This is a genomic window from Halomonas salipaludis, from assembly GCF_002286975.1.
Lineage (GTDB): Bacteria > Pseudomonadota > Gammaproteobacteria > Pseudomonadales > Halomonadaceae > Franzmannia > Franzmannia salipaludis.
Genome location: NZ_NSKB01000001.1, coordinates 97,440 through 122,360, shown reverse-complemented (window position 1 = coordinate 122,360; position 24,921 = coordinate 97,440). Strand labels below are relative to the sequence as shown.

Annotated in this window: 26 protein-coding genes, 1 tRNA gene and 1 pseudogene; 11 read left to right on the top strand and 17 right to left on the bottom strand. The window is 63.6% G+C overall.

The window, feature by feature from the left end; all coding sequences use genetic code 11:
• Position 1: 1 nt before the first annotated feature.
• From CK498_RS00645 to CK498_RS00625, 5 genes are all read right to left on the bottom strand, one after another.
• Positions 2–2,455, bottom strand: a complete 2,454-nt coding sequence (locus CK498_RS00645) for a DNA primase family protein (RefSeq protein WP_095618940.1) — start codon at positions 2,453–2,455, stop codon at positions 2–4.
• The gene (locus CK498_RS00640; protein WP_095618939.1) at positions 2,448–2,669 is read right to left on the bottom strand and encodes a hypothetical protein; all 222 of its coding nucleotides are present in this window, start codon (positions 2,667–2,669) and stop codon (positions 2,448–2,450) included. Before CK498_RS00640 ends, CK498_RS00645 begins: the two co-directional genes overlap by 8 nt.
• Positions 2,666–2,935, bottom strand: coding sequence for a helix-turn-helix transcriptional regulator (locus tag CK498_RS00635; protein ID WP_217987669.1), 270 nt, complete (start codon positions 2,933–2,935; stop codon positions 2,666–2,668). The genes CK498_RS00640 and CK498_RS00635 overlap by 4 nt, the downstream gene beginning before the upstream one ends.
• 87 nt (positions 2,936–3,022) lie before the next feature.
• Positions 3,023–3,517 (bottom strand): hypothetical protein, encoded by a 495-nt coding sequence (locus CK498_RS00630; RefSeq protein ID WP_095618938.1) that lies wholly within the window; start codon positions 3,515–3,517, stop codon positions 3,023–3,025.
• Complete coding sequence (locus tag CK498_RS00625) at positions 3,514–4,857, bottom strand: tyrosine-type recombinase/integrase (protein ID WP_095618937.1); 1,344 nt, start codon at positions 4,855–4,857, stop codon at positions 3,514–3,516. Before CK498_RS00625 ends, CK498_RS00630 begins: the two co-directional genes overlap by 4 nt.
• 95 nt (positions 4,858–4,952) lie before the next feature.
• Between CK498_RS00625 and CK498_RS26060 the strand changes: the two genes are divergently transcribed.
• Positions 4,953–5,062, top strand: a tRNA-OTHER gene (locus CK498_RS26060).
• Between the two features lie 106 nt (positions 5,063–5,168).
• Positions 5,169–6,758 carry an L-aspartate oxidase gene (gene nadB, locus CK498_RS00620; protein ID WP_095618936.1) on the top strand — a complete coding sequence of 530 codons (1,590 nt, stop codon included), beginning with the start codon at positions 5,169–5,171 and terminating at the stop codon, positions 6,756–6,758.
• Here the strand turns inward: nadB and CK498_RS00615 are convergent.
• Both CK498_RS00615 and CK498_RS00610 read right to left on the bottom strand, forming a co-directional pair.
• On the bottom strand, positions 6,745–7,155 hold the full coding sequence (locus CK498_RS00615; RefSeq protein ID WP_141246889.1) for a protein YgfX: 411 nt from the start codon (positions 7,153–7,155) through the stop codon (positions 6,745–6,747). The genes nadB and CK498_RS00615 overlap by 14 nt on opposite strands.
• A complete protein-coding gene (locus tag CK498_RS00610; protein ID WP_095618934.1) occupies positions 7,115–7,408 on the bottom strand; it encodes an FAD assembly factor SdhE in 294 nt (97 codons plus the stop codon). The genes CK498_RS00615 and CK498_RS00610 overlap by 41 nt, the downstream gene beginning before the upstream one ends.
• A gap of 156 nt (positions 7,409–7,564) precedes the next feature.
• Here CK498_RS00610 and CK498_RS00605 point away from each other — a divergent pair.
• From CK498_RS00605 to lapB, 3 genes and pseudogenes are all read left to right on the top strand, one after another.
• Positions 7,565–7,900 (top strand): annotated as a pseudogene (locus tag CK498_RS00605) (integration host factor subunit beta); the annotation flags it as partial.
• 44 nt (positions 7,901–7,944) lie between these two features.
• Positions 7,945–8,250 (top strand): LapA family protein, encoded by a 306-nt coding sequence (locus tag CK498_RS00600; protein WP_095618933.1) that lies wholly within the window; start codon positions 7,945–7,947, stop codon positions 8,248–8,250.
• Entirely contained in the window at positions 8,251–9,426 is a 1,176-nt protein-coding gene (lapB, locus tag CK498_RS00595; protein WP_095618932.1) for a lipopolysaccharide assembly protein LapB, read from the top strand. It begins immediately after the preceding gene.
• A 6-nt stretch (positions 9,427–9,432) separates the two neighbouring features.
• On the opposite strand, the gene pyrF is transcribed toward lapB, so the two are convergent.
• Positions 9,433–10,134: an orotidine-5'-phosphate decarboxylase gene (gene pyrF / locus CK498_RS00590; RefSeq protein WP_095618931.1), complete on the bottom strand. Its 702-nt coding sequence runs from the start codon at positions 10,132–10,134 to the stop codon at positions 9,433–9,435.
• A 237-nt stretch (positions 10,135–10,371) separates the two neighbouring features.
• Between pyrF and CK498_RS00585 the strand changes: the two genes are divergently transcribed.
• On the top strand, positions 10,372–10,638 hold the full coding sequence (locus CK498_RS00585; protein ID WP_095618930.1) for a ComEA family DNA-binding protein: 267 nt from the start codon (positions 10,372–10,374) through the stop codon (positions 10,636–10,638).
• A gap of 132 nt (positions 10,639–10,770) precedes the next feature.
• Here the strand turns inward: CK498_RS00585 and CK498_RS00580 are convergent, their stop codons facing one another.
• Positions 10,771–11,532 (bottom strand): SDR family oxidoreductase, encoded by a 762-nt coding sequence (locus CK498_RS00580; RefSeq protein ID WP_095618929.1) that lies wholly within the window; start codon positions 11,530–11,532, stop codon positions 10,771–10,773.
• 264 nt (positions 11,533–11,796) lie between these two features.
• Here CK498_RS00580 and CK498_RS00575 point away from each other — a divergent pair, with 264 nt between their 5' ends.
• From CK498_RS00575 to CK498_RS00560, 4 genes are all read left to right on the top strand, one after another.
• On the top strand, positions 11,797–12,315 hold the full coding sequence (locus tag CK498_RS00575) for an FxsA family protein (protein ID WP_095618928.1): 519 nt from the start codon (positions 11,797–11,799) through the stop codon (positions 12,313–12,315).
• Between the two features lie 210 nt (positions 12,316–12,525).
• Positions 12,526–12,819 (top strand): co-chaperone GroES, encoded by a 294-nt coding sequence (locus CK498_RS00570; protein WP_076748271.1) that lies wholly within the window; start codon positions 12,526–12,528, stop codon positions 12,817–12,819.
• A 59-nt stretch (positions 12,820–12,878) separates the two neighbouring features.
• Positions 12,879–14,519, top strand: a complete 1,641-nt coding sequence (gene groL, locus CK498_RS00565) for a chaperonin GroEL (protein WP_095618927.1) — start codon at positions 12,879–12,881, stop codon at positions 14,517–14,519.
• A 151-nt stretch (positions 14,520–14,670) separates the two neighbouring features.
• Positions 14,671–15,441, top strand: coding sequence for an RNA methyltransferase (locus CK498_RS00560; RefSeq protein ID WP_095618926.1), 771 nt, complete (start codon positions 14,671–14,673; stop codon positions 15,439–15,441).
• Positions 15,442–15,636: 195 nt separating this feature from the next.
• On the opposite strand, the gene CK498_RS00555 is transcribed toward CK498_RS00560, so the two are convergent.
• The 8 genes from CK498_RS00555 to CK498_RS00520 form a co-directional block, all read right to left on the bottom strand.
• Complete coding sequence (locus tag CK498_RS00555) at positions 15,637–16,911, bottom strand: D-amino acid dehydrogenase (RefSeq protein WP_095618925.1); 1,275 nt, start codon at positions 16,909–16,911, stop codon at positions 15,637–15,639.
• Positions 16,912–17,045: 134 nt separating this feature from the next.
• Positions 17,046–17,987 (bottom strand): bifunctional Delta(1)-pyrroline-2-carboxylate/Delta(1)-piperideine-2-carboxylate reductase, encoded by a 942-nt coding sequence (gene lhpI, locus CK498_RS00550; RefSeq protein ID WP_095618924.1) that lies wholly within the window; start codon positions 17,985–17,987, stop codon positions 17,046–17,048.
• Position 17,988: 1 nt separating this feature from the next.
• Positions 17,989–18,345 (bottom strand): RidA family protein, encoded by a 357-nt coding sequence (locus tag CK498_RS00545; protein ID WP_095618923.1) that lies wholly within the window; start codon positions 18,343–18,345, stop codon positions 17,989–17,991.
• Positions 18,346–18,370: 25 nt separating this feature from the next.
• On the bottom strand, positions 18,371–19,405 hold the full coding sequence (locus tag CK498_RS00540) for a histone deacetylase family protein (RefSeq protein ID WP_095618922.1): 1,035 nt from the start codon (positions 19,403–19,405) through the stop codon (positions 18,371–18,373).
• A gap of 11 nt (positions 19,406–19,416) precedes the next feature.
• Entirely contained in the window at positions 19,417–20,712 is a 1,296-nt protein-coding gene (locus CK498_RS00535; protein WP_095618921.1) for a TRAP transporter large permease, read from the bottom strand.
• On the bottom strand, positions 20,712–21,254 hold the full coding sequence (locus CK498_RS00530; protein WP_095618920.1) for a TRAP transporter small permease: 543 nt from the start codon (positions 21,252–21,254) through the stop codon (positions 20,712–20,714). Before CK498_RS00530 ends, CK498_RS00535 begins: the two co-directional genes overlap by 1 nt.
• A gap of 82 nt (positions 21,255–21,336) precedes the next feature.
• Positions 21,337–22,311 carry a TRAP transporter substrate-binding protein gene (locus CK498_RS00525; protein ID WP_095618919.1) on the bottom strand — a complete coding sequence of 325 codons (975 nt, stop codon included), beginning with the start codon at positions 22,309–22,311 and terminating at the stop codon, positions 21,337–21,339.
• 361 nt (positions 22,312–22,672) lie between these two features.
• Positions 22,673–23,569: a LysR family transcriptional regulator gene (locus CK498_RS00520; RefSeq protein WP_095618918.1), complete on the bottom strand. Its 897-nt coding sequence runs from the start codon at positions 23,567–23,569 to the stop codon at positions 22,673–22,675.
• Positions 23,570–23,707: 138 nt separating this feature from the next.
• Here CK498_RS00520 and CK498_RS00515 point away from each other — a divergent pair, with 138 nt between their 5' ends.
• Positions 23,708–24,913 (top strand): CaiB/BaiF CoA transferase family protein, encoded by a 1,206-nt coding sequence (locus tag CK498_RS00515; protein WP_095618917.1) that lies wholly within the window; start codon positions 23,708–23,710, stop codon positions 24,911–24,913.
• The last annotated feature ends 8 nt before the right edge of the window (positions 24,914–24,921 follow it).

Here is a 24,921-nt window from a genome sequence, read left to right as displayed (position 1 = left end):
GTCATGCCCCCACGAACTCGCTAAAGATGCGCTCACACTTGAGCCCGCATATATATCGGGATTTCCCGGTTCTATGCCGCTCGAAGCCGAGTAGCACCACCCGGTCGATAAACTGACGCTGGCCCATCTTCTTATGAATGCCGTTCTCATCTGCCCAACCGCGATAGGCGTTGTAGAGTCGCTGGGGCGGTATGCGCTCGCCCGCCTCCGGCTGGCATTCCGCATCGACAAACTGCGCGACTTGATCCGCCTCCAACCGCCAGCGCTCTCGGGCTTGCTTGCAGCTATCCGGCATAGTGAAGCCAAACAGCAGCGCTTCCGCGTATGCTTCAAGCGCCAAGTTCAAGATTCCAGGCAACTCCCCCATCAGCTTATCCTTCAACTGCGGGTCACAGTTGCCAAGCTCCGGCTTGAACTTGTTGTTGAACTCCACCACCAGGGCGCGACGAAACAGGGCGTCGGAGAAGTCGCGGGTATGCGGCATATGGTTGGTGCCGAACCAGCAAGTAGAGAACGGGCGCATCACAAACGGGTCTTTGAACTTATGTTCAACCGTTGTCGGCTCGCCTGAAACGATGCCTTTTAGACTAGCGTCGTCGATCATCTCGCCTTGCTTGATCTCGGTCACGATGTTGGCCAGCTTGCCGTGAAGGTGTGCTCGCTGAAATGAGCGGTCGAACTGTGACGGCTGCACCCCTGCCACGTTCACTACACCAGCGAGCGCTTCCAGCACGGATAGCAACACGCTTTTGCCGTTGGCACCGGAGCCGACAAGGATGATGAACTTTTCATGACGGCAGTGTGCCATCAGGGTATAGCCCATCATTTCAAGTAACGCCTTACGCTTATCGGCGGCATCAGGATCACCATTGAAAACTTCGAGCATGAACTTCTCGAACATAGACGCCTGGGCGTTCGGGTCATACTCGACAGGTACTTGAGTCGTCCGATAGTGCTCTCGGTCGTGCGGAACAAGCGTCCAGTTTCCAGACTCAAGCACCAGCTCACCATTCGGCGTGTTGACGCACTCCGGCGGACCTATGTCGAATTCATGGTGGGGGCTGAATATCTCAGTTCGGAACAGATCCGCCACGCTCTCGACATTGGTTTTCCTCACGGCGCCCACCTTCCCCGAAATGTAACCCTGCACCCACTGCTTTACGCTCCGGTCTTCCTGCTTTTGCCAGACGCCTGTATCGCGCCACTGCCAGACGAATGCCTCGCTGCCCAGTACGTTTTCGCGCCCGATTTCTTCGGCCAACCCCTGGGCTAGTGCCAGGTCGTCGGCTTCGTCATCATCGGACGCACCCCGTTCGGCTTCATCCATGACGCCATACGGGAGCCCCGTTCCCCGCTTTATGGCCTCGCGTACTCGGCGCTTCTGAATAGGCGGCAGCGTCACAGATTCCTTAATCACCGCGTCGATGGTATTGGGGTCGCTGTCCTGATCAAGCGCCTTGGCATCAGCGAGGATGTCGTCGAAGGGGCGCGGCGCGAATCCTTTATCACGGGCGCTGCTTATCGCGTCGTCTAGCTCTTTGCCGAGCATCAGGTCGGCCCGCTCAGCCCCACGCTTTGCAGCCACGCGGTCAGCTAGGCCGGTGAAGAGAAGCCGAATGTGCACATCGTCGAAGCCTTTGGCCACGCAGTGGGCCACGATTCGCACCAGGGCCGGGTGAATAGCATCGGTGCTACAAACATCTTCGACCCAATCATCGAAGGTGGAATCGTCTATCGCCACGTCAAAGTTTCTGGCATCGCCGCCCTTATCCTTCGACCGGCCCCCCTGCACTGGCAGGCGCAAGTGGTCGAGCCCGTCCATCATCTCTATGCCGTCGAGTGTATATCCCTGCTCGGGGTCTCCGAAGGTATGGATGACAGAGAAGTCAGCGCCAGCCCGAACACCAACGTAATAGCTTTGGCTCAGCGTAGCCGACTCATGAGACAGAACACCGCCGAGAATGCCATTCAGCGCCTCCAAATACTTTAGGCGCTCACTTGGTGAGACTGGCTCAGCCAACGGCGTTAGAACGCGCCATCGGGGCTTCTCGGGCGTGCTGCTGAAGGTTGGTACCACAGCAGAACGAAGCCCATGCGCTTCTAGCTTCTCTATCGCCTGCTGGGGCGTCATGACTTCATCGTCATAATCGCCTTCGATGCCAGTAATAGACATTATGTTGGCATCATGGCGGAGGGCGCCTTTTTCTGTCCGCTCGTCTCCGAACTCGGCCAACTTGATAAGCTGGCAGTCATCCTTGACCGATACGCGGGGCAAGTCTCCGAGCCACTGGCAGAACTCCGGCCATGTCATAATCAAGTCACGCTTTTGGGTGCCCAGCTTATTCTTCCACAGCGTGACAGTGAAGGCGGTTGTGGTATCATTGACAGTAGACGACATATATTGATGCGCTCGGCCCTCCCCAAGGCCGGGCGCTTTTCTTTGCATGTCAGCCATGGGCAACACCTCCCTCGGGCAAGCAGTATTCAATGCCGTATCGCTCGATGTGGAAGTCGAGTTGCCCCGTGTTCAGCAGCCAGTCGATACCCTCGCGGACTTCCTGCGCGGAGTAGCCTTCTCTGACAGCTTGGTTAATGAGGAAGCCCGGCTCGATACCGTCGCGGCGTCCAACAATGCGGATAATCAGTTGTTGAAGTTTGGAAGCGGTCATTCGCCAGCACCTCCGGTAGTAGAAGTGCGGGCACATTCTTCAATCCAGGCAAGCACATCATCAGCGCGATATCTGACATGCCTTCCAAGTTTAATGTAACGGGGGCCTTCACCAGCCCAGCGGGCGCGCTCGCACCAGGCAGTAGACTTGCCAAGATAATCGGCAAGGTCGCGCTGGTTCATCAGTTTGGGAAGAGGGACGACGGCATCAGGGGGAAGGGTGCCGCCTTTGAAGATGGTAGATTCTAAGTAGGTGTCAGCTTTCATTAGTTGGACTCGCTCGTCAGTTGATTTGAACGAGTCCATGATCACTTTGAGGGGGCGGGGACAGTGGCGGGCAGTGTCCTCACTTTTTCACTTTGGGCTTTCAGTATGACGCTGAATCGTCTTTGCACTTACATCGAAATGGACTGCTGTTTTACGGCGCGCCTCTGTCAGGCTTAACGATTTATTGCGCTGCATTAGTTCATCAAGATAATTTTGATACTCGCCCCAGCGCTTTATTTTATCCTCTTCGGTACCATGCGTGTTCTCATGACCACGTGAAGAAGCAGATAGCACCCGCTCGCCAGTATCAGCGGCGGCAGCAATACTAAAGCGGCCAGGAAACTTAACCCCTTTCATTTTATATGTAAACTCAATCATGTACTTTTCTGATTTATATGCTTGTTCTATTTCCTCTTCGCTTATTCCTTGCGCTTCGGCTGCCCGCCGGAACGCGCCTGAAAGCCTCTCGGCGGATTGGTCCCTACGCTGCCGCGCCTGCTCAAGCGTTAGACCTTCGGCCTGGGCGATATTGGCCAGCCACTCCCGTTCCTGGCCATCAAGCCCTTCTAGCGGGTCTTTCATGCCTGCGCCCTCTTAAACTCGACCACCTGGGCACCCGGCTCGGGTTGCCCCTCGACCATGCGCAGCAGCATCTGCAACGCCTCTAGCTTCTCGTCGAAAAAGTCATGGTGCTGGTAGTGCTTCTGCTGAATGCCGCCAGTGCCATGGCTGAGCAACTGCCCCAGCACATCGGAACTGACGCGGTACGGCTTGGCTATCAATCGAGTCTCGACCGTTGCCCTGATTGAACCTGCCGTGAAGTGCCCACCCTCCAGCTCGCCCGCCTTCTCCATCTGAGCGCGTATGCGCTTGGCAATGTCATTGATGAAGACGTTGTGTATCGGGCGCTGCCCGCCGTCGCACGAAAAGACGTACTCACCGCTGCCTGTAATGCGGTCGATAGATTCCAGCGCCTCGGGTAGTAGCGGGATGATATGGACACGGGGTTCAGTCCGCCGCCCCTTGTAGTCGAGTATGCGCATGCTCGGGCCGTCGCGGTCGATGTCGTGGAGGGTCACACGGGCAAGCTGCTGCTGGCGCTGCCCACCAGACAGAACGTGGAGCATGGCAATAGAGCGATGGGGCTCAGGAAGTGTTTTCACCCGGCGCCAGTAGGCGCGGAACTCGGCAAGCGTTAACGCTCGATCCTTTGCGTTGCTGCTGCCCTTGACCTTACGCATATCACGGGCGGGGTTGAACGTGATGTTGAGCTTGCGCATGGACGCTGGCATGGTTGCGTCGCCGTGGGAGTTGATGGCCTCACTGAAAGCGGTACGTATATAGCTGCGTATCTTGTCAGCCTGTCGCTTCTTACCCACGTCAGACAGGGCGCCAACAATCGCCATGCAATCGTGAAGCGTGATCTCGGCGGCGGGCTTCTTCCACAGGCGGGGGTGAGCGTTCTTGATATCTCGGTCTATCTGATTCTTGACGTTGCGAGCCGATACTTTGCCTTGAGCCGTCAGCAGGTCGCAGTAGGCTGTCATCATCTCGCCAAAGGTTGATGCCGCCTTGCTGGCGCCCTTCTTGCGGCTGGGGTCTTGGCCCAGCTCCATCATGGACTGGATACGCTTGGCTTCCTTGCGGGCTGCCTCGGCTTTGATGCGCCCCATCTTGCCAATGGTGACTTTCATCAGCTTACCGTTCAGGCGGCCTTGGTAGAAGAAGGTGCGGGTTGGTGGCTTCGGCTCGCCCGTCTTGGGGTCGATCTTCTCCCGGCCAACGCGGATGCCAAACCCCACGATGACAGAATCCCAGTAGACCAGTTGGGTCTTGGGATTGCCGCTCTCGGTCATGTCGTCAGGGCCAGGCGGCGCCAAACTCACAACGGTGGTCGCGTCCAGCTTCTGCTTGGTGGTCATAGCGTATCCCTCGGCAAAAAATATGTAGCAAATATGTACCAGTCAGGTTCAAAGCTACGTGATGCACCTAGGGACTAATTATAAGGTAAACCCCCGCCAGATGGCAATTCTTGGTGATACATACAAACTGTTCAAAGATTAGCTTATGGACTTAAAATCTCTCGGTGGCAACACCGTGCCGGTTCGAGCCCGGCTCCGGGCACCATTGCCTAACCACCCCTGCTTTGCGTTACTCGCCCAACGCCTTATGCTGCAGCAACACCCATGAGTGCCACTGTCTGATGCCCGGCACGCGCCTGACGAGGAAGCCCATGCCTGACGTACTGATCATCGGCGGCGGCGTGGCCGGCCTGACGCTGGCCCTGAGCGTGGCACAACAGCGTAGGGTCACCCTGCTGCGTCCGCGCAATGACCATCAAGGTGCCAGCCAGTGGGCCCAGGGCGGGATCGCTGCGGTACTTTCGCCCCAGGACGACATCGAGGCCCATGTCAGCGACACCCTGACCGCCGGCGATGGTCTGTGCGATACGGCAGCAGTGCGCTTCACCGTCTCTCATGGCCCAGCCGCCATCGACTGGCTGCTCAGTCTGGGCATGCCATTCACGCCAGACACCAGCCCCGATGCCCTCTACCCCTACCACCTGACTCGCGAAGGCGGCCACGGGGCGCGCCGCGTGATCCACGCCGATGATGCCACCGGCCGCGCGCTGATAGATACCCTGCTGAGCCAAGCCAGGCGTCACCCGGCGATCACCCTGCGTGACGACCTCACCGCCGTACGCTTGGCCAGCGACAGCCGAGGCCGCTGCCGTGGCGCCCACTGCCTGAGCGCCGACGGTGAGCCGCTGACGCTACTGGCACAAGACACGGTGCTCGCCAGCGGCGGTGCCAGCGGGCTTTATCAGCACACCACCAGCCCGCAGCCGGCCTGCGGCGAAGGCATGCTAATGGCCGCCGAGCTGGGCGCCGAATTGATGAACCTGGAGTTCCAGCAGTTTCATCCCACCTGTCTCTACGACCCAGCGGGGCCTCCCTTCCTGATCAGCGAGGCGCTGCGTGGCGAGGGCGGCATATTGAAGAATCTCGCCGGCGAGCGCTTCATGGCGGCGCTCGACCCGCGCGGCGAACTGGCACCACGGGACATCGTCGCCCGCGCCATTGATGCCGAGATGCAGCGCCAAGCGGGACAGCACGTCTGGCTCGACATCAGCCACCTGGCGGCCGAGGACATTCGCCGCCAGTTTCCCACCATTCACGCCCACTGCCTCTCGCGTGGCATCGACATCACCCAGGCACCGATCCCGGTGGTACCGGCCGCCCACTACAGCTGCGGCGGCATCGCCACCGACCTGCATGGTGCCAGCTGCGTGCCACACCTGTACGCCATCGGCGAGAGCGCCTGCACCGGCCTGCACGGGGCCAACCGCATGGCCAGCAACTCGCTGCTCGAGTGCCTGGTGTTCGCCCGTGCCGCCGCCGCACACCTTCTCGACGACTCAACGGCAGATGAAGGCGCAGTGAGTGCGCGGGACGTGGATACGCAGCACTGGCAAGCCCAGGCCACTACCGCGAGTAGCCCCGAGTGGCTCGCCACGCGCTTCGCCACCCTGCACCAGATCATGAGCCGCCAGGTGGGTATCGTGCGCAGCGACGCCGGGCTCGCCAGTGCCGCCGAGGCGCTGGGCGAACTCGAGCGCTCAGTACGCCGCGACGCCCATCAGCAGCCCGTCAGCGTGGCCCTGGCACGTCTCCAGCACGCCCTGAGGCTAGCCCGCCTGAGCGTGATGGCGGCACGCCAGCGTCGCGAATCCCGCGGCCTGCACTTCAACCGTGACTGTCCCGCGCCGGCCCCGCGAGCGCTCGCCTCGCGCCTGCGGCTCAGCGACCTCACCAGCGACTAGCCGAGCCGCCAGCCTGCTCGGCCAGCAGGCAGCGCCGTAGCTCGCGGCGTGCCACGGGCGTGGCACTGTCGGGCCACAGCCACACCGGGCGCCCATCGAGGCGCAACCCGATCAGCCACGGCCCGATATAGCCCAGCTCGAGCGTTACCGGTCGCCAGCCACTCTCACTACCTGCCATCTGCCAGCCGCCCTCGCCCCTGGCATAGCGCAATGACCAGGGGCGTTGGCCCCGCCACCACTGGGCGATCACTGCCGCCAGACACAGCAGCGCCGTGGCGGCTAGCCACGGCGCTGCGACCCAGGCCAGCAATCCAACCACCGCCAGTGCCAGGCCGACCTGGACGGCCAGCGCCAGCCTAGAGGGTACGGTACTGATCGTTACCGGTGGTTTCGGCATAGTCGACGATCATCTGTACGATGCGTCGCCGCGACGGCTCAGTGGGCCATTCACGGCGCATCAGCCACATGAACAGATCCTGATCCTCCTCGGTGATCAGTGCCTGGTAGGCGGCCTGGTCGGCGCCATCGAGATCGCCATAGCGATGTTCGAGGAACGGGATCAACAGCAGATCGAGCTCCCACATGCCGCGCCGGGAATGCCAATACAGGCGCTTGCGGGTGATGTCGTCGGCGGACGCTTGTTCGCTCAAGGGAAACCTCGAAACTCTCGATGAATGAGCCCGCAGTATACCCGAGCCACCGCAGTGGCACACGACGGCCCCCGACCATGTTGCGTGAGATAGCAGATAGTCGCAGTCTAGTGCGTTGTTTTATCACGGTTTGCGCAGTATGCTGAAGACAAACAACAAAGCCGGATATGGCGTAGACCGCATTGGAGACAAGCAATGACCAAGTCCGAACTCATCGAGCAGATAGCAATGCGGCAGCCCGAGCTGTCGATAAAGGAAGTCGAAGCGGCCGTGCGACTGATTCTCGACGACATCACCGACGCACTGGCCGATGGCGGGCGCGTGGAGATACGCGGCTTCGGCAGCTTTTCGCTGCACTACCGCGAGCCGCGCGTAGGGCGTAATCCCAAGACCGGTGATCCGGTCGAACTGGATGGCAAGTTCGTGCCACACTTCAAGCCCGGCAAGGAGCTTCGTGAGCAGGTCAACGCCAGCCGTGCCCTCGGTTACTGACGCCCCGCTCCGGCTTTACTGAACGACTTAAGGAATCCATCACCATGCGTTGGCTCAAAGGCGTGATCCTGGCAATAATCCTGCTGGCCGTGCTGCTGGTCGGTATCCTGTTTGCCGTCAACAACCAGCAGCCCATGCCGCTCAACCTGATCTGGATCGAGCTGCCGGCGGTATCGCTCTCGGTGTGGCTGCTCGGCGCCCTGGCCTGCGGGGTGCTGCTGGGCATGCTGGCGATGAGCGGCGTCTACCTGCGCCTGCGCACCCTGCTGACCCGCGCCCAGCGCCACAACCAGCAGCAGCGCAAGGAACTCGACCGTCTGCGCGTCCAGGAGCTCAAGGAACTGCCCTAAATGCTCGACCCGATGCTGCTGGCACTCGTGTTGGCAGCGGTCGCCATCGGCTGGTGGCTGGGCCGCCGACAACGCGCTCCCGACGACTCCGCGCAGCAGCCGTCGCTGACCCGCGACTATTTCGTGGGGCTCAATTACCTCCTCAACGAGCAGCCCGATCGCGCCATCGAGACCTTCGTCGCCGCCCTGGAGGTCAACAGCGATACCATTGAAACCCACATTGCCCTGGGCAATCTGTTTCGCTCCCGCGGCGAAGCCGACCGCGCCGTCAAGATCCACCAGAACCTGCTGGCACGGCCCACCCTGACCGCCCACCAGGGCGACAGCGTGCAACTCGAACTGGCTCGCGACTTCTTCCACCTGGGGCTGCTCGACCGCGCCGAGAAGCTGCTGCAGGGCCTGATCCACGAGGCTCACCTCGAGGACACCCGGCGCCACGCTAAGCGCCTGCTGGCCGACCTACTGGAGCGTGAGAAGGAGTGGCAGGCGGCACTCGAGGTGGCGCAGCCGTTGATTCGTGAGGATAACGGCTTGCGCCGCGCCGCCGCCCACTGGCAGTGCGAACTCGCGCAACAGGAACTCGACTCGGCGAGTCCGTCACGCGCCCGCAAACGGCTGAAGCAGGCGCTGAAGACTGACCCGCGCTGCGTACGCGCCACCTGGATGCTGTCACGCATGGAGCACGACACCGGCCACTACAAGGCCGAGATCAAGCTGCTCAAACGCATCCCCGAGCAGGATCCCGACTTTACCGCCCTGATACTGCCCCCGCTGCGCGACGCCTACCTGCGCCGCGAGGATCCCGATGGCCTCGAGCAGACGCTGCAGGCGCTGGTCGAGGCGACTCGCTCGACCAGCGCCATTATCATGCTCGCCGAGTGCCTGCAGCAGCGCGACGGCGACCATGCCGCTGCAGACTTCGTCAGCCAGCAGCTCAGCCAGGCGCCCAACCTGCGCGGCATCGACTACCTGGTCGACCTCTATCGCCACCAGCCCGGGCTCGCCGAGAGCCAACCGATGACGCTGCTCAAGCAGCATACCCAGTCGCTGCTCGACGCCAGTCCCCACTACCGCTGCCAACGCTGCGGCTTCGATGGCCGCCAACTGCACTGGCAGTGCCCCAGCTGCCGCAGCTGGGGCACCACTCGGCCGATCACCGGGCTACGCGGCGAATAGTCGCCGTCAGCTTCCCGCCAGCTCCGCCTCGATGGCCGCCAGGGCCTGCATCGGCTCCTCGGCCTGGGTAACCGGCCGCCCCACCACCAGATGCGTACTGCCGGCCGCCAGCGCCGCCGCCGGCGTCATCACCCGGCGCTGATCGCCGGCCGCCGCGCTGGCTGGGCGAATGCCCGGGGTCACCTTGAGGAAGGCGTCGCCGCACAGCGTCCGCAATCGCTCGGCCTCCTGGGCCGAGCACACCACCCCGTGCAGGCCGCTGTCCCGGGTCAGCTGCGCCAGCCGCTCGACGTGCTCGGCGGGGCTGGCCGTAATGCCCACCTCGGCAAGATCCGCGGCGGCCATGCTGGTCAGCACCGTTACCGCGATCAGCCGCGTGTCGAGACCGCCCGCCTCGAGCCGTTCACGGGCCGCCTCCATCATCCGTCGTCCGCCGCCGGCGTGGACATTGACCATCCACACCCCCTGCTGGGCAGCGGCTTCCACGGCGCCGGCCACGGTATTGGGAATGTCGTGAAACTTGAGATCCAGGAATACCTCGAAACCGCGACCGTGCAGCGCGTCCAACACCTCGGGACCGCTGCGGGTGAACAGCTCCTTGCCTACCTTGAGCCGGCAGCGCTGCGGATCGAGGCGATCGGCCATGCACAGGGCGGCATCGAGAGAGGCGTAGTCGAGGGCAATGATCAAGGGAGAGGTAATCGGCATGCGCGAGGAGGGCTCCGTCCAGGCTGAGAGGGATACGCCTCAGTATATCAGCCCAGTGGCATCCGCTGCCGGTAAGCCATGGCTTTCATGTTTTGTTATATAAGTCTTACAGAAAATGGAGAAATGGCTCACATCCCAGCGCCGTCGCCTCTGTCTATGGTTAAAGAGCACGCAGGGCCTCCCAGCACCTTCGCCCGGCGGTGTCGACCCACTGATAACTCTACTAAGGAGAACGGTATGCAAGGACTCTTCAAAGCGCTTGTCATCAGCCTGCTGCTGACGTTTGCGCTGCCCGCCCTGGCCCAGGAAATGGCCCCCATCGACGTCAATACTGCCGACGCGGAGCTGCTAGCAGAACTGCCCGGCATCGGTGCAACCCGCGCCCAGGCGATCATCGACGAGCGCGAGGCCAACGGCCCCTTCGAGAGCGCCGACGACATGAGCCGGGTGAGCGGCATCGGCGCCGCCACGGTAGACGGTTTCCGCGACCAGGTAAGCTTCTAGGCGGCCCCGGCATGGAGCCTCTTCCCAAGCAGTAGACGAGATGTGTGTCCGGCCTTGGAGCTCAACTCCTCCCCACTCTGCTGAGCTCACCGGGCGACCCTGACTGGGCCGCCCGGCTTCTTGCGCGCAGGCTCAGATCCGCAGACCACCGTCGCACTCGATCACCCGCCCGGTGAAATACGCGTTGTCGAAGATGAAGGCCACGCTCTCGGCGATATCTGCCGGCTGGCCGAGGCTGCCCAGCGGAATGCCCTTGGTGATCTTCTCCAACACCTCGGGGCGGATGGCGGAGGTCATCTCGGTCTCGATGAAGCCCGGCGCCACCGCACCGACGCGAATGCCGTAGCGTGCCAACTCCTTGGCCCAGGTCACGGTCAGCGAGGCTACCCCGGCCTTGGCTGCCGAGTAGTTGCTCTGGCCCATGTTGCCGGCGCGGGAAATGCTCGAGATATTGACGATCACCCCACCCTGGCCGGCCTCGACCATCTGGCTGGCCGCTTCGCGTCCGCACAGGAAGACGCCGGTCAGATTGACATCGATGACCTGACGCCACTGCTCGAGGGACATGGTGCTCTCCACCTTGCCGTCCCGCGCCTTGACCAGCAAACCATCGCGGGTGATCCCGGCATTGTTGATCAGCCCGGAGACCGGCCCCAGCTTCGCGGCGATATCGTCGAATGCCTGACGCACCGAGGTCTCGTCGGCCACGTCGACCACGAAACCGGTTGCCTGTACGCCCTGGTCGAGCAGCGCATTGGCCGCGTTGTCGAGCGTCGCGCGCTCGAGGTCGAGCAGCGCGATCCGGGCGCCCTTGCGCCCCAGTACCGCGGCCATGGCCAAGCCGAGCCCGCGCGCGCCGCCGGTAATCGCCACCACCGAATCGTTCCACTGCATAATGGGTATCTCCTTATGGGTGCCAGTGTGCCTGGCCCTCTCGCTAGATGCGCGCCACCGCTCGGCATGTCCAGTGCGGGGCGGCCGACGCCATTGTGCATCGCAACATAAATTACCCTAGCACGAGACGCTGCCTTCGCCCAGCCAACCATTGGCGAAGACCCGCACATGCGGCGCCACACTTGGTTATCGGCCATTCTCGCGCGCGACTTGAAAACGCCTGCTCCACCTCCATATCAAGGCCAAACTACACCAGGAGTCACCATGCCCTTCCTGTTGCTCTTTACCCTCTTCGCCCTGCTCGATTTCGTCATCCTGTTCTCGGTGGGCAGCCAGATCGGCCTGCTCACCACCCTGCTGCTGGTGCTGGCCACCGGCTTCATCGGGCTCCACCTGGTGCGCCGCCAGGGCGTTGCCACCCTACAGCGTGCTCAGCAGCGCTTCGCCCAGGGCGAACTGCCCTCTGGTGAACTGATTACCGGCGCCGCCTTGATCTTTGGCGGCGCCCTGCTGATGGCGCCCGGCTTCGTCTCCGACGCACTGGGCTTCATGTGCCTGATTCCCGGCACCCGGCAACTGCTCGGCCGCGCCTTTGGCCGGGTAGGCGTCAAGGCGCGCGGCTTCAGTTTCCATCAACAGCCTGGGCCGAGCCCGGACGACTGGCATCGGGCCAGCGGTCAGCGCCCGGCCGACGACTGGCAAGCGCATGACCGCGGCCATCGAGACAATCCCGCGGGGCCCATCGAGGGCGATTTCATCAGCCGCGACGACTCGCGCCGCTGAGTGGCTGAAAAACGTAAAAAATTTTACTTGGCGGCCTTGAAAGGCTTTCTCCAGCCCCCACTGTTGGGCTAGAAGACGAGCTTCGGTGCCGAGGTCTCCTCGGCACCAATGACAATGAAGGCAATCGCCTTCCCGGAAGCCCGCTTCCGGAGCTGTTATGGACCGTCGTGAACCATCACGACACAGCAAACCATCAGGAGAACGTGAGCAATGAACATCCGTCCCTTGCACGATCGCGTCGTCGTCCGTCGCGTCGAAGAAGAACAGAAAACTGCTGGCGGCATCGTGCTCCCGGGCAATGCCCAGGAAAAGCCGACTCGTGGCGAAGTCCTCGCCGTCGGTAACGGCCGGATTCTCGACAACGGCGAAGTGCGTCCGCTGGACGTCAAGGTCGGCGACACGGTGATCTTCAAGGATGGCTTTGGCGTCGAGAAGCAGAAGATCGACGGCGAAGAAGTCCTGATCATGAGCGAGTCCGACATTCTCGCCGTGGTCGAAGGCTAAGCCTCTACCCGTTACTGCACTGCGTTAGATTCACGAACTCAGATTAGGAACCACTAAAAATGTCAGCGAAACAGATCAAATTCTCCGATGATGCCCGCAAGCGCATGGCGCGAGGCGTTGATGTCCTGGCCAACGCCGTCAAGGCCACCCTGGGCCCGAAGGGTCGCAATGTGGTGATCGAGAAGTCCTTCGGCGCCCCGACCGTCACCAAGGACGGCGTCTCTGTGGCCAAGGAAATCGAACTCAAGGACAAGTTCGAAAACATGGGCGCCCAGATGGTCAAGGAAGTCGCTTCCAAGACCTCCGATGTTGCCGGTGATGGCACCACCACCGCCACCGTGCTGGCCCAATCCATCGTCAACGAGGGCATGAAGGGCGTTACCGCCGGCATGAACCCGATGGATCTCAAGCGCGGCATCGACCAGGCAGTGATTGCCGCGGTCAAGGAGATCGAGTCCCTGGCCGTGCCGTGCACCGACGCCAAGGCCATCGCCCAGGTCGGCACCATTTCCGCCAACGGCGACTCGCGCATCGGCGAAATCATTGCCGATGCCATGGAGAAGGTCGGCAAGGAAGGCGTGATCACCGTCGATGAAGGTCGTGGCTTCGAAGACGAGCTGGAAGTCGTCGAAGGCATGCAGTTCGACCGCGGTTACCTGTCGCCCTACTTCGTGACCAACCAGGACACCATGGCGGTGGAACTGGAAGACCCGTACCTGCTGCTGGTCGACAAGAAGATTTCCAATATCCGCGAACTGCTGCCGGTGCTGGAAGCCGTTGCCAAGGCAGGCAAGCCGCTGGCGATCATCGCCGAAGACATCGAAGGCGAAGCGCTGGCTACCCTGGTGGTCAACACCATGCGCGGCATCGTCAAGGTCGCCGCCGCCAAGGCACCGGGCTTCGGTGATCGTCGCAAGGCCATGCTGCAGGACATCGCGATCCTGACCAACGGCACCGTGATCTCCGAGGAAGTGGGTCTGACCCTCGAGCAGGCTACCCTGGACCACCTGGGCAGCGCCAAGCGCATCACCATGTCCAAGGAAAACACCACCATCATCGATGGTGCCGGTAACGAAGGCGACATCGAAGCGCGTGTCGGCCAGATCCGTACCCAGATCGAGGACACCTCCTCCGACTACGACCGCGAGAAGCTCCAGGAGCGTGTCGCCAAGCTGGCCGGCGGTGTTGCCGTGATCCGCGTCGGTGCCGCTACTGAAATCGAGATGAAGGAGAAGAAGGCCCGCGTCGAAGACGCCCTGCACTCTACCCGTGCCGCGGTCGAGGAAGGCGTGGTACCTGGCGGCGGTACCGCCCTGGTGCGCGTGCTGACCAAGATCAAGGACCTCAAGGGCGACAACGAGGACCAGACCCACGGTATCGCCATCGCGCTGCGTGCCATGGAAGCCCCGCTGCGTCAGATCGTGACCAATGCCGGCCAGGAAGCCTCCGTGATCCTCAACAAGGTCAAGGACGGCGAAGGCAACTACGGCTACAACGCCCAGACCGGCGAGTACGGCGACCTGTTCGAGATGGGTGTGCTGGACCCGGCCAAGGTAACCCGCTCTGCGCTGCAGTCAGCCGGTTCCGTGGCAGGCCTGATGATCACCACCGAAGCCATGATCGCCGATGACCCGGACGAGAAAGAGGCCGGTGGCGCCCCCGACATGGGCGGCATGGGTGGCATGGGCGGCATGATGTAAGCCAGCCCAGGCACCGCCTGAGACAGACCCCGCCGGTGACAGCCGGCGGGGTTTTTGCTTTTTTAGCGCGAGCGCCAAGCGTAAGCGCCCAGCAGCTTGGCGCTTGGCGCTGTAACATACCCCCTTGTCTGCCCGTTAGCGAAGCCCCGCCATGCTCTCCAATATCCGCATCGTCCTCGTCCAGACCTTTCATCCCGGCAATATCGGCCAGGCCGCCCGCGCCATGAAGACCATGGGGCTGAGTGATCTGGTGCTGGTGCGGCCGCGCTGCTACCCCGACGTCGAAGCATCGCGCCTGGCGGCCGGCGCCGAGGACGTGCTAGACGGCGCTCGGGTGGTCGATGAACTGAGCGACGCCGTGGCTGACTGCGTGCAAGTGGTCGGCGCCAGTGCACGACTGCGCAGCCTGCCGCTGCCCCACTTCGATGAACCCGACGCCATGGCCGAGACGGTCGTCGGGCATGCCCGCCAGTCACCAGTGGCACTGGTGTTCGGCCGCGAGCGCTCGGGGCTGACCAACGACGAGATCCGCCAGTGCAGCCATCAGGTGAGCATTCCGGCCAATCCCGACTACGGCATCCTCAACCTTTCCCAGGCGGTGCAGGTGCTGGCCTACGAAGTACACCGCGCCTGGCGCCGGCAGCCGGCCAGCGACTACCGCTATCAGCGCCCGGCCCAGGCCGAGCCGCCAACCCGTGAGCAGCTGGGGCATTTCCAGGCGCATCTCTCGCGGGTCATGGCCAGTAGCGGCTTTCTCACCCAGCCCCACGCCACCACCGAGCAGCAGCTGCAGACGCTGTTCGCCCGCGCCCAGCCTTCACGCCGCGAGCTCTCGCTGCTGCGCGGGCTGCTCAGCGCGCTGGAGCAGCATATCGCCACTGATTTGAGCGATGACAAGGAAAGGTCACGCAATCGTGACTAGACTGTCATCTATCCGGCCTATAACGGTTGGGCGGGCGCAAAGGATACTGCTCTACCTCGTCAAGGATGCGACGGCGCAGGGAGCGCCAACAGGAAATGGCCACGGCCATGGCACCCGGACGGTGCTCAGGGAGGAAGGAATACGCCATGAAGCGTCGGGCTTCATGGCGTTTTCTTTTGTCCGCTAGACGCTCTCTCAGCCGAATCGCCCCGGACGAAATGCCTCGAGGGCCAACGCCGGCTTGTCGCCGTCGATCAGTTGCGCGATCAGCTGGGCGCTGGCTGCCGACAGGGTCCAGCCAAAGGTGCCGTGGCCGGTATTCAGGAATAGGTTGTTGCGCTTGCCTTCACCAATCACCGGCGGCCCATCCGGCGTCATCGGCCGGAAGCCGGCCCATGATTCGGCGGCGTCGACATCGGCCGCGCCGGCGAATCGCGCTGCCACGGCACGGCGTAGCGTCGCCAGCCGCGCCGCTGGAATCTGCCGGTCATGCTCGGCAAGCTCGACGAAGCCAGTGACCCGCAGCCGCTCGCCGAGGCGTGTGAATACCACCTTGTAGCGATCATCGATCACCGTCGAGCGAGGTGCCAGGGCAGCATCGCGCAGCGGCATGGTCAGCGAATAGCCCTTGACCGGATAGATCGGCAGTCGGGCACCGAACAGCTTTCCGAGGCGCTGCGAGGCGGTGCCGGCACACAGCACAAAGGCGTCGGCGGCCAGCGGAGCCTGCGGTTCTCCCGTGGCGTTGGCCAACGTCAAGGCACGCAGATGGCCGCCGCTGTCACGCTCGGCGCCGGTCACTCGGGTTTGGAACAGGAAATCCACCCCACGTGCCGCGCAGACCGCGGCCAACGCCTGGGTGAAGCGGTAGCAGTCACCGGTTCCGTCGCCGGGCAGCCAGATGCCGCCTACCAGCGGCTGGCTGCCGGCCAGTGCAGGTTCGCGCTCGGCGACCTCGGCCGCCGTCATCAGTTGATGCTCGATACCCAGCTCACCGAGCAGCCCGGCGTTGACCTGCAGCGCCTTGAGCGACTCGACGTCGCTGGCCAGATCGACCAGGCCGCCCCGACCGGCATCGAAGTCGAGCGTCGCATCATCCTCCAGCGCCTCGAAACACTGGCGGCTATAAGCGCCAAGACGCAGCATGGCACGCTTGTTGGTCTCGAACAGGCCGGGCTGCTGGGCAAAGCGCCAGGTCGCCGCGAGAAAACTCAAGGTGTGCCGCGAGGGCGGTAGCCGTAGCTTGAGCGGGCCGTCGCGCTTGACCAGCCACGGCAGGGCCTTCTTGAGCATCGCCGGCGAGGCCCAGGGGTAGACATAGCCGTAGCTGCGCTGGCCGGCATTGGCGCGGCTGGTCTCGAGCCCCGCCGCAGCGAGGCACTCCACCACCGTGACCCGGTGGCCGCGCTGCTGTAGGGCATGCGCCGTGGTCACACCCACCACGCCGGCACCGATCACCGCAATATGCACGTCACCTCTCCCCAACGCCGGTCGTTGTCATAAGCGTATCCAGCCTACTGCGTTATCACCTGGCGCCGCCAGCTGGCTCATGGCCCAAGTCGGTTCATGGCATCGTCACAGGTGCCACAGCCCGGTGGCACAGGTCATGCACGCCCCTCGAGCTGCTCCCAGACCTCGATGGCCGCCGCCAGATCCTCGAGCGAAGCCCCCACCGACTTGAACAGGGTGATCGCCTCGTTCGAGGAGCGTCCCGACTTCTCGTTGCACAGCAGCTCGGCCAGCTCGGCGCCGATGTCGTCGAAACGAAAGGCGCCCTCATCGATAGCCTGCAGGATGTCCCCCGCTTCTCCTTGGGCGCCGGCGTAGGTATCCACGAACACCTCACTGCGCGAGAAACACTCGGCATCAGTCTCGCGCATGCTGGGGCGGAAGGCGCCGATTAGATCGAGATGGGTGCCCAGCGAGAGCCAAGCGCCGCGGATCAGCGGCTCGCTGGATAGGGTAACGCAGCTGACGATATCCGCCTCACGGGTGGCCGCCTCGAGGTCCTCCACCGCCGCGCAGTCGAAACGCCCGGCGTAGTCGGCGGCCAGCCGCTCGGCCTTGTCGCGATGGCGCCCCCAGATCCGCACGCGCTTGATGGGGCGCACCGCGGCGTGGGCCTCGATCACCATCGGCGCCAGCTTGCCGGTCCCCACCACCAGCAGCGTCTCGGCGTCATCACGCGCCAGTTCTCGGGCGGCCAGCGCCGAGGCGGCGGCGGTGCGCCGCCGGGTCAGTTCGCTGCCGTCGAGGCACGCCAGCGGGCGACCGTGGGCGCCCTCGCTAAGCAGATAGACGCCGGCAATCGCCGGCAGGCCGTGGTCAGCATTCTGGGGAAAGACGTTGACCATCTTGACCCCAATATACCCGGCCTGCTCCCAGGCCGGCATCAGCAGCAGGGTGGCCTCGCCGTCAGGCCGCTGCATGGCGTGGTGGTGGCGCGGCGGTGATTCCACGCCGTTGCGAAAGGTCGACGCCAGCCGCTCGACCAGTGCCGGCCACGGCAGCGCCGCGGCGACCTCTTCGGCTGAGATGACACGCATATCAGGCCCCTGGAATCGCCGCGATAACCATGATCTCGACCTTCCACTCGGGTTTGGCCAGCTTGGCTTCGGTGGCGGCGCGCACCGGCGGGCGACCGGGCACCACCCAGGCATCCCAAGCGGCATTCATCTGGTCGAGCTCAGCCATGCTGGTGACCCAGATCTGGGCGCTGAGCAGATGCTCCTTGGAGCTGCCGGCGCCGGCCAGCAAGCGCTCGATCTTGGCCAGCACCTGCTCTGTCTGGCCACGCATGTCGGCGCTGGCATCATCGGGCACCTGGCCGGCCAGGTAGACGGTGCCATTATGCAAGGTGGCCTGGCTCATGCGGGTGTTGCTGTCGTGATACTGGATGCTCATATGCTGCTCCGTGTGCAATAGATGGTCAGGTCTGACAGTAGCCACGCATGAACGCAGCCAGGTTGGCCCCCAGGTGCTGCGTCGGGTAGCCCCCCTCCTGGACGATCACCGTCGGCAGCCTGATGGCTGCCAAACGCTGCCCCAGGAGAGTGAAATCCTCGGTCTCAAGCACCAATCCGGCCAGCGGGTCGGCCTTGTGGGCGTCGAGCCCCAGCGCCACCACCAGCGCCGTGGGACGAAACGCCTGCATGGCCTCGATGAGGCGCTCCAACGCGGCCATAAAGGCCACGCCGTCGCTGCCCAATGGCAGGGGGATATTGAAATTGGCGCCAGCCCCCTCACCTTCGCCAGTCTCGTCAGCGCCGCCCCAGAAGAACGGATAGAAATCCGTCGGGTCGGCATGCAGCGAACCTGTCCACACGTCGCCCCGCGCGTAGAAAATATCCTGAGTGCCGTTGCCATGATGCAGGTCGACGTCGAGAATCGCCACCCGCTCATGCTGCTCGCGCAGCACCGAGGCGACCAACGCCGAATTATTGAGAAAACAGAAACCGCCGGCCCGCTCCGGGCCGGCGTGATGGCCCGGTGGCCGGCACAGCGCATAGGCGTGGCGCTTGCCAGCCAACACCGCCTCGGCGGCGGCCTCGGCGCTGGCGGCGCTGGCCAGGATGCCGGTAAAACTCTCCGCGGTCATCGGACAGGCCATGTCGTGCATGTGCCAACCTACCTGCCCCACCGCATGACGCGGATAGTGGTGGCCGCCGCCGCAGGGATGGACGTTGGGCGCGACGACCTCGGCGGCGTCCGGCAACGCCTGCCAGCGGGCGTGAATGGTCTCGAGAAATTCGAGATAGCGCGGCGTATGGATGCGCAGCAGCCGCTCGCGCAGTCGCTCATCGTCGTTGGTGGCAGGCGCGACCAGTGACAGGCCGCACGCATCCAGGCCAGCAGACAGTAGTTCGGCACGCAACGGCCCTTCCGGCGAGGCCACCTGGCGGCCGCGAAGCAGAAAGCTGGGCGGGGCGTGGCGCTCCTGGTCGGGGTGATAATAGAGTTGCATGGACGTCCTCGTCAGTACCCCAGTCGTGCCGGTAACCAGGTCACCAAGCTGGGAAAGGCGATCAGGATCAGGATGGTGGCAAAAATCGGCACCAGAAAGGGCAACACCGACATCACTACCTGACCGTAGCGCAATCGAGTAATCCCCACCATCAGGAACAGCACCGTGCCGAACGGCGGCGTCACCACACCCACCGACAGCGTGATGACCATCACGATGCCGAAATGCAGTGGATCGAGTCCCGCCGCCAGCGCCGCCGGCACCACGATCGGCGTAAAGATCAGAATGCTCTCGATCACCGACATGAAGCAGCCGATCAGCAGGAAGAACAGGGCAAAGCCGAGCAGCAGCACCAGGGTCGATACCTCCAGCCCCGCCACCTGTCCGGCCAGCGCCTGGGGAATGCCAATGCGCACCAACAGCCAGCCATAGAAGCTCGATACCGCGATGATCAGCAGGATCGCAGCACTGAACATCAGCGTGCGGCGGAATGCACGATAGAGATCGATTAGACCCAGATCGCGGTAGATCAGGCCGCCGAGAATCAAGGCGTAGAGAGAGGCCACCGCGCCGGCCTCAGTGGGCGAAAAGAACCCGCTCCAGATGCCGCCGACGATGATCGCCGGCATCACCAGCGGCAGAATCGCCCGACGGCCGGTGCGCAGTACCTCGCGCCCCGAGAAAGGCGTCGGCGCCGGCATCGTCACCCGGTTGGTGACCGCCAGTACCACGGTCAATCCCATCAACATCAGCGCCATCAGGATGCCCGGCAACAGGCCGGCCATGAACAGCGCACCGATACTCACATTGGCCAGCCAGCCATACACCACCAGGGCGATGGAGGGCGGCAGGATCGGTCCGATCACGCTGGAGGTCGCGGTGATTCCCGCCGAATAGCCAAGATCGTAACCGCGCTCCTTCATAGCCTTGATCTCGACGCTACCCAGGCCTGCCGCATCGGCTACCGCGGTACCCGACATGGTGGCAAACAGCGAGCTGGCGACCACGTTGGCATGCCCCAGCCCGCCCTTGGTAAAGCCGACCAAGGCAGTGGCAAAATCGAAGATTCGCGAGGTCGTAGACCCCGAGTTCATGATATTGGCGGCCAGGATGAACAGTGGTATCGCTAGCAGAGTGTAATTGTTCAGCGTTTGCACCATGCGCAACGACATCAGCTCCACCGACAATCCGGTGGCACTGGTCATTCCCAGCGCAACGAACGAGGTAATGCCGATGGCCACGACGACGGGCAGGCCGATGGCCATCAACACCAGCAGGGCACCCACGAAGATCAGCAGCTCGAGCATCAGGCCCCCTCCTCGTGCATGTCCGCCGCAGCTCGCCACTCGACGGGGCCTCGCAGCGCCTGCCAGGCCGACAGCACCGCCATGCCAGCGAAGCCAATCAGGATGCCCAGATAGAGGTAACTGAAGCTGATGCCCAGCGACACGTTGCGATTGTGGGCACTGGCCCCCACCATGACCCAGGCGCCCCAGGCCGCGAGCACGAAAAATCCGCATGAGAGCAGCGCGACGAGCCGATACTGCACGCCCCGCGCCATGCCGGAGAGACGGTGGCTGAACAGATCGACCACCAGGTGTTCGCCACGCACCCAGGCCGAGAGTGAGCCGAAGCCGATCGCATAGATGGCCAGCAGCGAGGCGACCTCCTCCGACCAGGGCATGCCCAGGCCAAGCAGATCGCGCGCCACCACGGCGCTGGAGAGCAGCAGCAATACCCCTGCCAGCAGCACGACCCCGAGGATATCGCACCCCAAGGTCAGCCCCCGCAGAAGGTAAAAGGCCACCCGGTCGAGGGTGGCGGCGGGCGGCGTGGGAGAACGGGACACGGCAGACTCCTCAGAGGTCGTTCACAATGCAACAGCGGCGCCCCGCAGGGTCGCCGCTGTTGCCGCTCATGGCACCATGGCCTTAGGCATCGTCGCCCAGGGCATCGTCCATCACCCCATCGGCCATGCCATCGAGCAGTCGTTCGATGGCCGGCATGGCGGCGTCGCGGAAGGCATCGATATCGGGCTCGATAATGGTCATGCCGCGCTCCTCGAGCTGCTCGAGGTAATACTCATCGAGTTCGCGCTCGCGCTCGGTGCCGTATTCGCGTGCCACATGGATCGCCTCGGCAATCAGATCCTGGTCGTCTGCCTCGAGACCATCCCACCACTGACTGCTGGCCACCCAGTTCCAAGGGAACTGCACATGGCTGGTGAGGATGATGTGGTCCTGCACCTCCCACAGCTGGCGAGTATAAGGTGAAGAAAGGGAGTTCTCGTGGCCATCGACCTGGCCGGTCTGCATCGACAGGTAGATCTCCGGCGCCGGCACATTGACGACCTGGGCGCCGATCTCCTCCCAGACCTCCAACCATACCGGCAGTGACGGCAGGCGCAGGCGGAAGCCCTCGAGGTCCTGCGGTGAGTGGATCGCCTGATTGGCGGTCATGTGGCGCGGCCCGCGATGCTGAGTACCGAAGTACTTCAGCCCGCCGCGCTCCTCAGCCTGCTCGATCAGCCGCTGGCCGGAGGGACTCTCCATGAAGGCATCAACCTCCTCCCAGGTAGAGAAGACAAACGGCACGGTAATGGCGTCATACTCCTCGGCGTACTGCTGGCGCCAGTTGCCGCCGGTAATCGATAGCTGGGTCTGGCCGAGATTGAGCAGCTCGAGTACCGAGTTTTCACCGCCCAGGGAACCGGCGAGGAACGGGCGCACATCGAATCGGCCCGGGGCATGCTCCTCCAGATACTCGGCAAAGCGCTCGACGGCATCGCTCTCGGAGCCGCCCTCGCTCATGGTGTTGTTGACCTGAATCTCGATGGCATTGGCTAAGGCATAAGGCGCTGCCAGCATGCCGGCAGCGATCAGGGTGGCGAGCAGAGACTTTTGCATCGGACTCTCCCTTTGATGTTGTGATTATGGTTGAGGATGGCGTGTCGTGACTCGATCTTGGTACAAGCGCGAGCCACGCTCAAATCGACGTTGATGAAGGGGGCCTTCGTCAATGGCGATATCAAAGCTTATCCCATGGCAGCGGGCTTCCCGCCTCCCCAACCCACCTCGGCACGACTAAAGGTGAATACCAGAACGCCACCGGCGGGCATCCCAATGGCAGATCACGGACCACCCGATGGCCGCTACAGCCGGAGGACGTTGCCGTGCAGATCGCCGAACTGTCGCCTCGCGTCAACATCACCCGGCTGGAGGTGGCACCGCTCTGCCAGCAGAAGGCGCCCTTCAACGTCGTCAGGGGTCATGACTCTTCCTCCTCCACCAGATGATCGACCAGGTGGCGGGCAATCACCGGCAGGGTGTCGTAGCGGCGTACGCCGATCACCAGCTCACGCCGCGCCCAGGGGTCGGCCAGGGGGATGCTGCATAGTTCGAGATCGCGCAGGTCGCGGTAGATGGTGCGCTGGGGGAGCACGCCGACCCCCATGCCGTGGTGAATCATTCGACAGATGGCGTCGAAGCTGCGCACCTGGATGCGCATGCGCAGGCTGCGGCCGGCGCGATTCGCCTGCTCGTGGAGCAGTGACTGCAGCGAGGTGTCCTGCTGCAGGCCGATAAAGTCGTAGGCGGTGGCCTCCTGAAAATCGAGCGTCTCGCGTCCGGCCAGGGGATGGTCGCGCGGGGTCATCAGCACCAGCCGATCGCTGCGGTAGGGCATTACCTGCAGCTCCGGCGCCGCTACGTGGCCGGCAAAGATGCCGACATCGGTCAGGCCGTCGCGCACGGCCGCGATCACCTCGGTGCTGATCCGCTCCTGCAGGTCGATCTTGACTTCCGGGTAGCGTCGCGAAAAGGCGCTCAGGTCCTGAGGCAGGAAGGCGATGATCGCCGAGGTGTTGGAGTGGATGCGCACATGGCCCTTGATGCCCTCGCCATACTCACTGAGCTCGGCCTGCAGCCGCTCGATGTTCTCGAGAATCCGCCGCGCATGGTGCAGAAAGGCCTGGCCCGCGGGAGTCAGCTCTACCCCTCGCGAGCGGCGATAGAGCAGCGTGGTGCCGACCAGCGATTCCAGGTCGCGGACGCGCTTGCTGACCGCCGCCAGTGCCAGGTGCTCACGCTCGGCCGCCGCGGTCAGTCGCCCTTCGTCGGCGATGGTAACGAACAGCTTGAGGGTGACGAGATCGAAACGACGCATGGCGACTCTCGAGGGGAAAGTAGAGGCCCATCCTAGCGAAGTGTTCGCGATTGACGAAGCCCGAGTTATCCATCGCCTAATTGCTTCGCACCGATGCCAGGCGCCATGCTATGTCACATACTGCCTAGGAGTGCTGCCATGACGACTGCGGAGACTCGCCAGCTCCCCCTTGAGAACCTCAAGGTGCTTGAACTGGGCCAGCTCATTGCCGGGCCCTTCGCCACCAAGCTGCTGGGTGAATTCGGTGCCGACGTGATCAAGGTCGAGCCGCCAGGCACCGGCGACCCCCTTCGCAAATGGCGAATCATCGAAGATGGCACCTCGCTGTGGTGGCACGTCCAGAGCCGCACCAAGCGCTCGCTGTCACTCGACCTGCGCACCCCCCAGGGGCAGGACCTGGTTCGTCGGCTGGTTAGCGAGGCCGATGTGCTGGTCGAGAATTTCCGCCCCGGCACGCTGGAAGGCTGGGGGCTCGGCTATGAGGCACTCGCCGAACTCAACCCGCGACTGATCATGGTACGCATCTCCGGCTACGGCCAGACCGGGCCTTACCGCGACAAGCCCGGCTTCGGGGTGATCGGCGAAGCCATGGGCGGCCTGCGCTACCTCACCGGCCACCCCGGCGAACCCTCGGTGCGAGTCGGGGTGAGCATCGGCGACTCCCTCTCCGCCCTCTACGCGGTGATCGGCACCCTGCTCGCACTGCAGGAGCGAAGCCGCAGCGGGCTCGGCCAGGAGATCGACGTGGCCCTCTACGAGTCGGTATTCGCCATGATGGAGAGCCTGCTGCCCGAATACGACGCCACCGGCCAGGTCCGCGAGCCCAGCGGCAGCGCCCTGCCCGGCATCACGCCGTCGAATGCCTACCGCACCCGCGACGGCGACTTCGTGCTGATTGCCGGCAACGGCGACAGCATCTTCAAGCGCCTGATGAAGGTGATCGAGCGCGACGACCTGGCCGAGGACCCGGCGCTGGCGCACAACGACGGGCGCAGCCGCCGCGCCGCCGAGATCGATGCCGCCATCGAGGCCTGGAGCAAGACCCTCGGCCGCGACGAGATCCTCGCCGCCCTGGATGCCGCGCGGGTGCCCGCGGGCTTTCCCTACACCGCGGCCGACATTGCCAGCGACCCGCACTACCTGGCGCGTGAGATGATCCAGACCATCACCCGCCCCAGCGGCGACCCGTTGAAGGTCCCCGGCGTACTGCCGCGTCTCAGCGCCACCCCGGGCCGGCTCGGCAACGGCGGCCCGGCCCTGGGCCAGCATACCGAGGAGGTGCTCGACGAGCTGGGCATCGATGACGAGACTCGCGCCAAGCTGCGCAGCGCCGGCATCATCTAACCCCAAGG

Bases quoted from the DNA above. Each gene is read 5' to 3' on its own strand.
- CK498_RS00535 (WP_095618921.1), bottom strand. From the start codon at position 20,712: ATGCTCGAGCTGCTGATCTTCGTGGGTGCCCTGCTGGTGTTGATGGCC.
- CK498_RS00615 (WP_141246889.1), bottom strand. From the start codon at position 7,155: ATGCCGAAACCACCGGTAACGATCAGTACCGTACCCTCTAGGCTGGCG.
- CK498_RS00545 (WP_095618923.1), bottom strand. From the start codon at position 18,345: ATGAGCATCCAGTATCACGACAGCAACACCCGCATGAGCCAGGCCACC.
- CK498_RS00570 (WP_076748271.1), top strand. From the start codon at position 12,526: ATGAACATCCGTCCCTTGCACGATCGCGTCGTCGTCCGTCGCGTCGAA.
- CK498_RS00600 (WP_095618933.1), top strand. From the start codon at position 7,945: ATGCGTTGGCTCAAAGGCGTGATCCTGGCAATAATCCTGCTGGCCGTG.
- CK498_RS00645 (WP_095618940.1), bottom strand. From the start codon at position 2,455: ATGGCTGACATGCAAAGAAAAGCGCCCGGCCTTGGGGAGGGCCGAGCG.
- nadB (WP_095618936.1), top strand. From the start codon at position 5,169: ATGCCTGACGTACTGATCATCGGCGGCGGCGTGGCCGGCCTGACGCTG.
- CK498_RS00525 (WP_095618919.1), bottom strand. From the start codon at position 22,311: ATGCAAAAGTCTCTGCTCGCCACCCTGATCGCTGCCGGCATGCTGGCA.
- CK498_RS00560 (WP_095618926.1), top strand. From the start codon at position 14,671: ATGCTCTCCAATATCCGCATCGTCCTCGTCCAGACCTTTCATCCCGGC.
- lapB (WP_095618932.1), top strand. From the start codon at position 8,251: ATGCTCGACCCGATGCTGCTGGCACTCGTGTTGGCAGCGGTCGCCATC.
- CK498_RS00520 (WP_095618918.1), bottom strand. From the start codon at position 23,569: ATGCGTCGTTTCGATCTCGTCACCCTCAAGCTGTTCGTTACCATCGCC.
- CK498_RS00640 (WP_095618939.1), bottom strand. From the start codon at position 2,669: ATGACCGCTTCCAAACTTCAACAACTGATTATCCGCATTGTTGGACGC.
- CK498_RS00580 (WP_095618929.1), bottom strand. From the start codon at position 11,532: ATGCAGTGGAACGATTCGGTGGTGGCGATTACCGGCGGCGCGCGCGGG.
- CK498_RS00575 (WP_095618928.1), top strand. From the start codon at position 11,797: ATGCCCTTCCTGTTGCTCTTTACCCTCTTCGCCCTGCTCGATTTCGTC.
- CK498_RS00635 (WP_217987669.1), bottom strand. From the start codon at position 2,935: ATGAAAGCTGACACCTACTTAGAATCTACCATCTTCAAAGGCGGCACC.
- groL (WP_095618927.1), top strand. From the start codon at position 12,879: ATGTCAGCGAAACAGATCAAATTCTCCGATGATGCCCGCAAGCGCATG.
- CK498_RS00585 (WP_095618930.1), top strand. From the start codon at position 10,372: ATGCAAGGACTCTTCAAAGCGCTTGTCATCAGCCTGCTGCTGACGTTT.
- CK498_RS00625 (WP_095618937.1), bottom strand. From the start codon at position 4,857: ATGACCACCAAGCAGAAGCTGGACGCGACCACCGTTGTGAGTTTGGCG.
- CK498_RS00515 (WP_095618917.1), top strand. From the start codon at position 23,708: ATGACGACTGCGGAGACTCGCCAGCTCCCCCTTGAGAACCTCAAGGTG.
- CK498_RS00630 (WP_095618938.1), bottom strand. From the start codon at position 3,517: ATGAAAGACCCGCTAGAAGGGCTTGATGGCCAGGAACGGGAGTGGCTG.
- lhpI (WP_095618924.1), bottom strand. From the start codon at position 17,987: ATGCGTGTCATCTCAGCCGAAGAGGTCGCCGCGGCGCTGCCGTGGCCG.
- CK498_RS00540 (WP_095618922.1), bottom strand. From the start codon at position 19,405: ATGCAACTCTATTATCACCCCGACCAGGAGCGCCACGCCCCGCCCAGC.
- pyrF (WP_095618931.1), bottom strand. From the start codon at position 10,134: ATGCCGATTACCTCTCCCTTGATCATTGCCCTCGACTACGCCTCTCTC.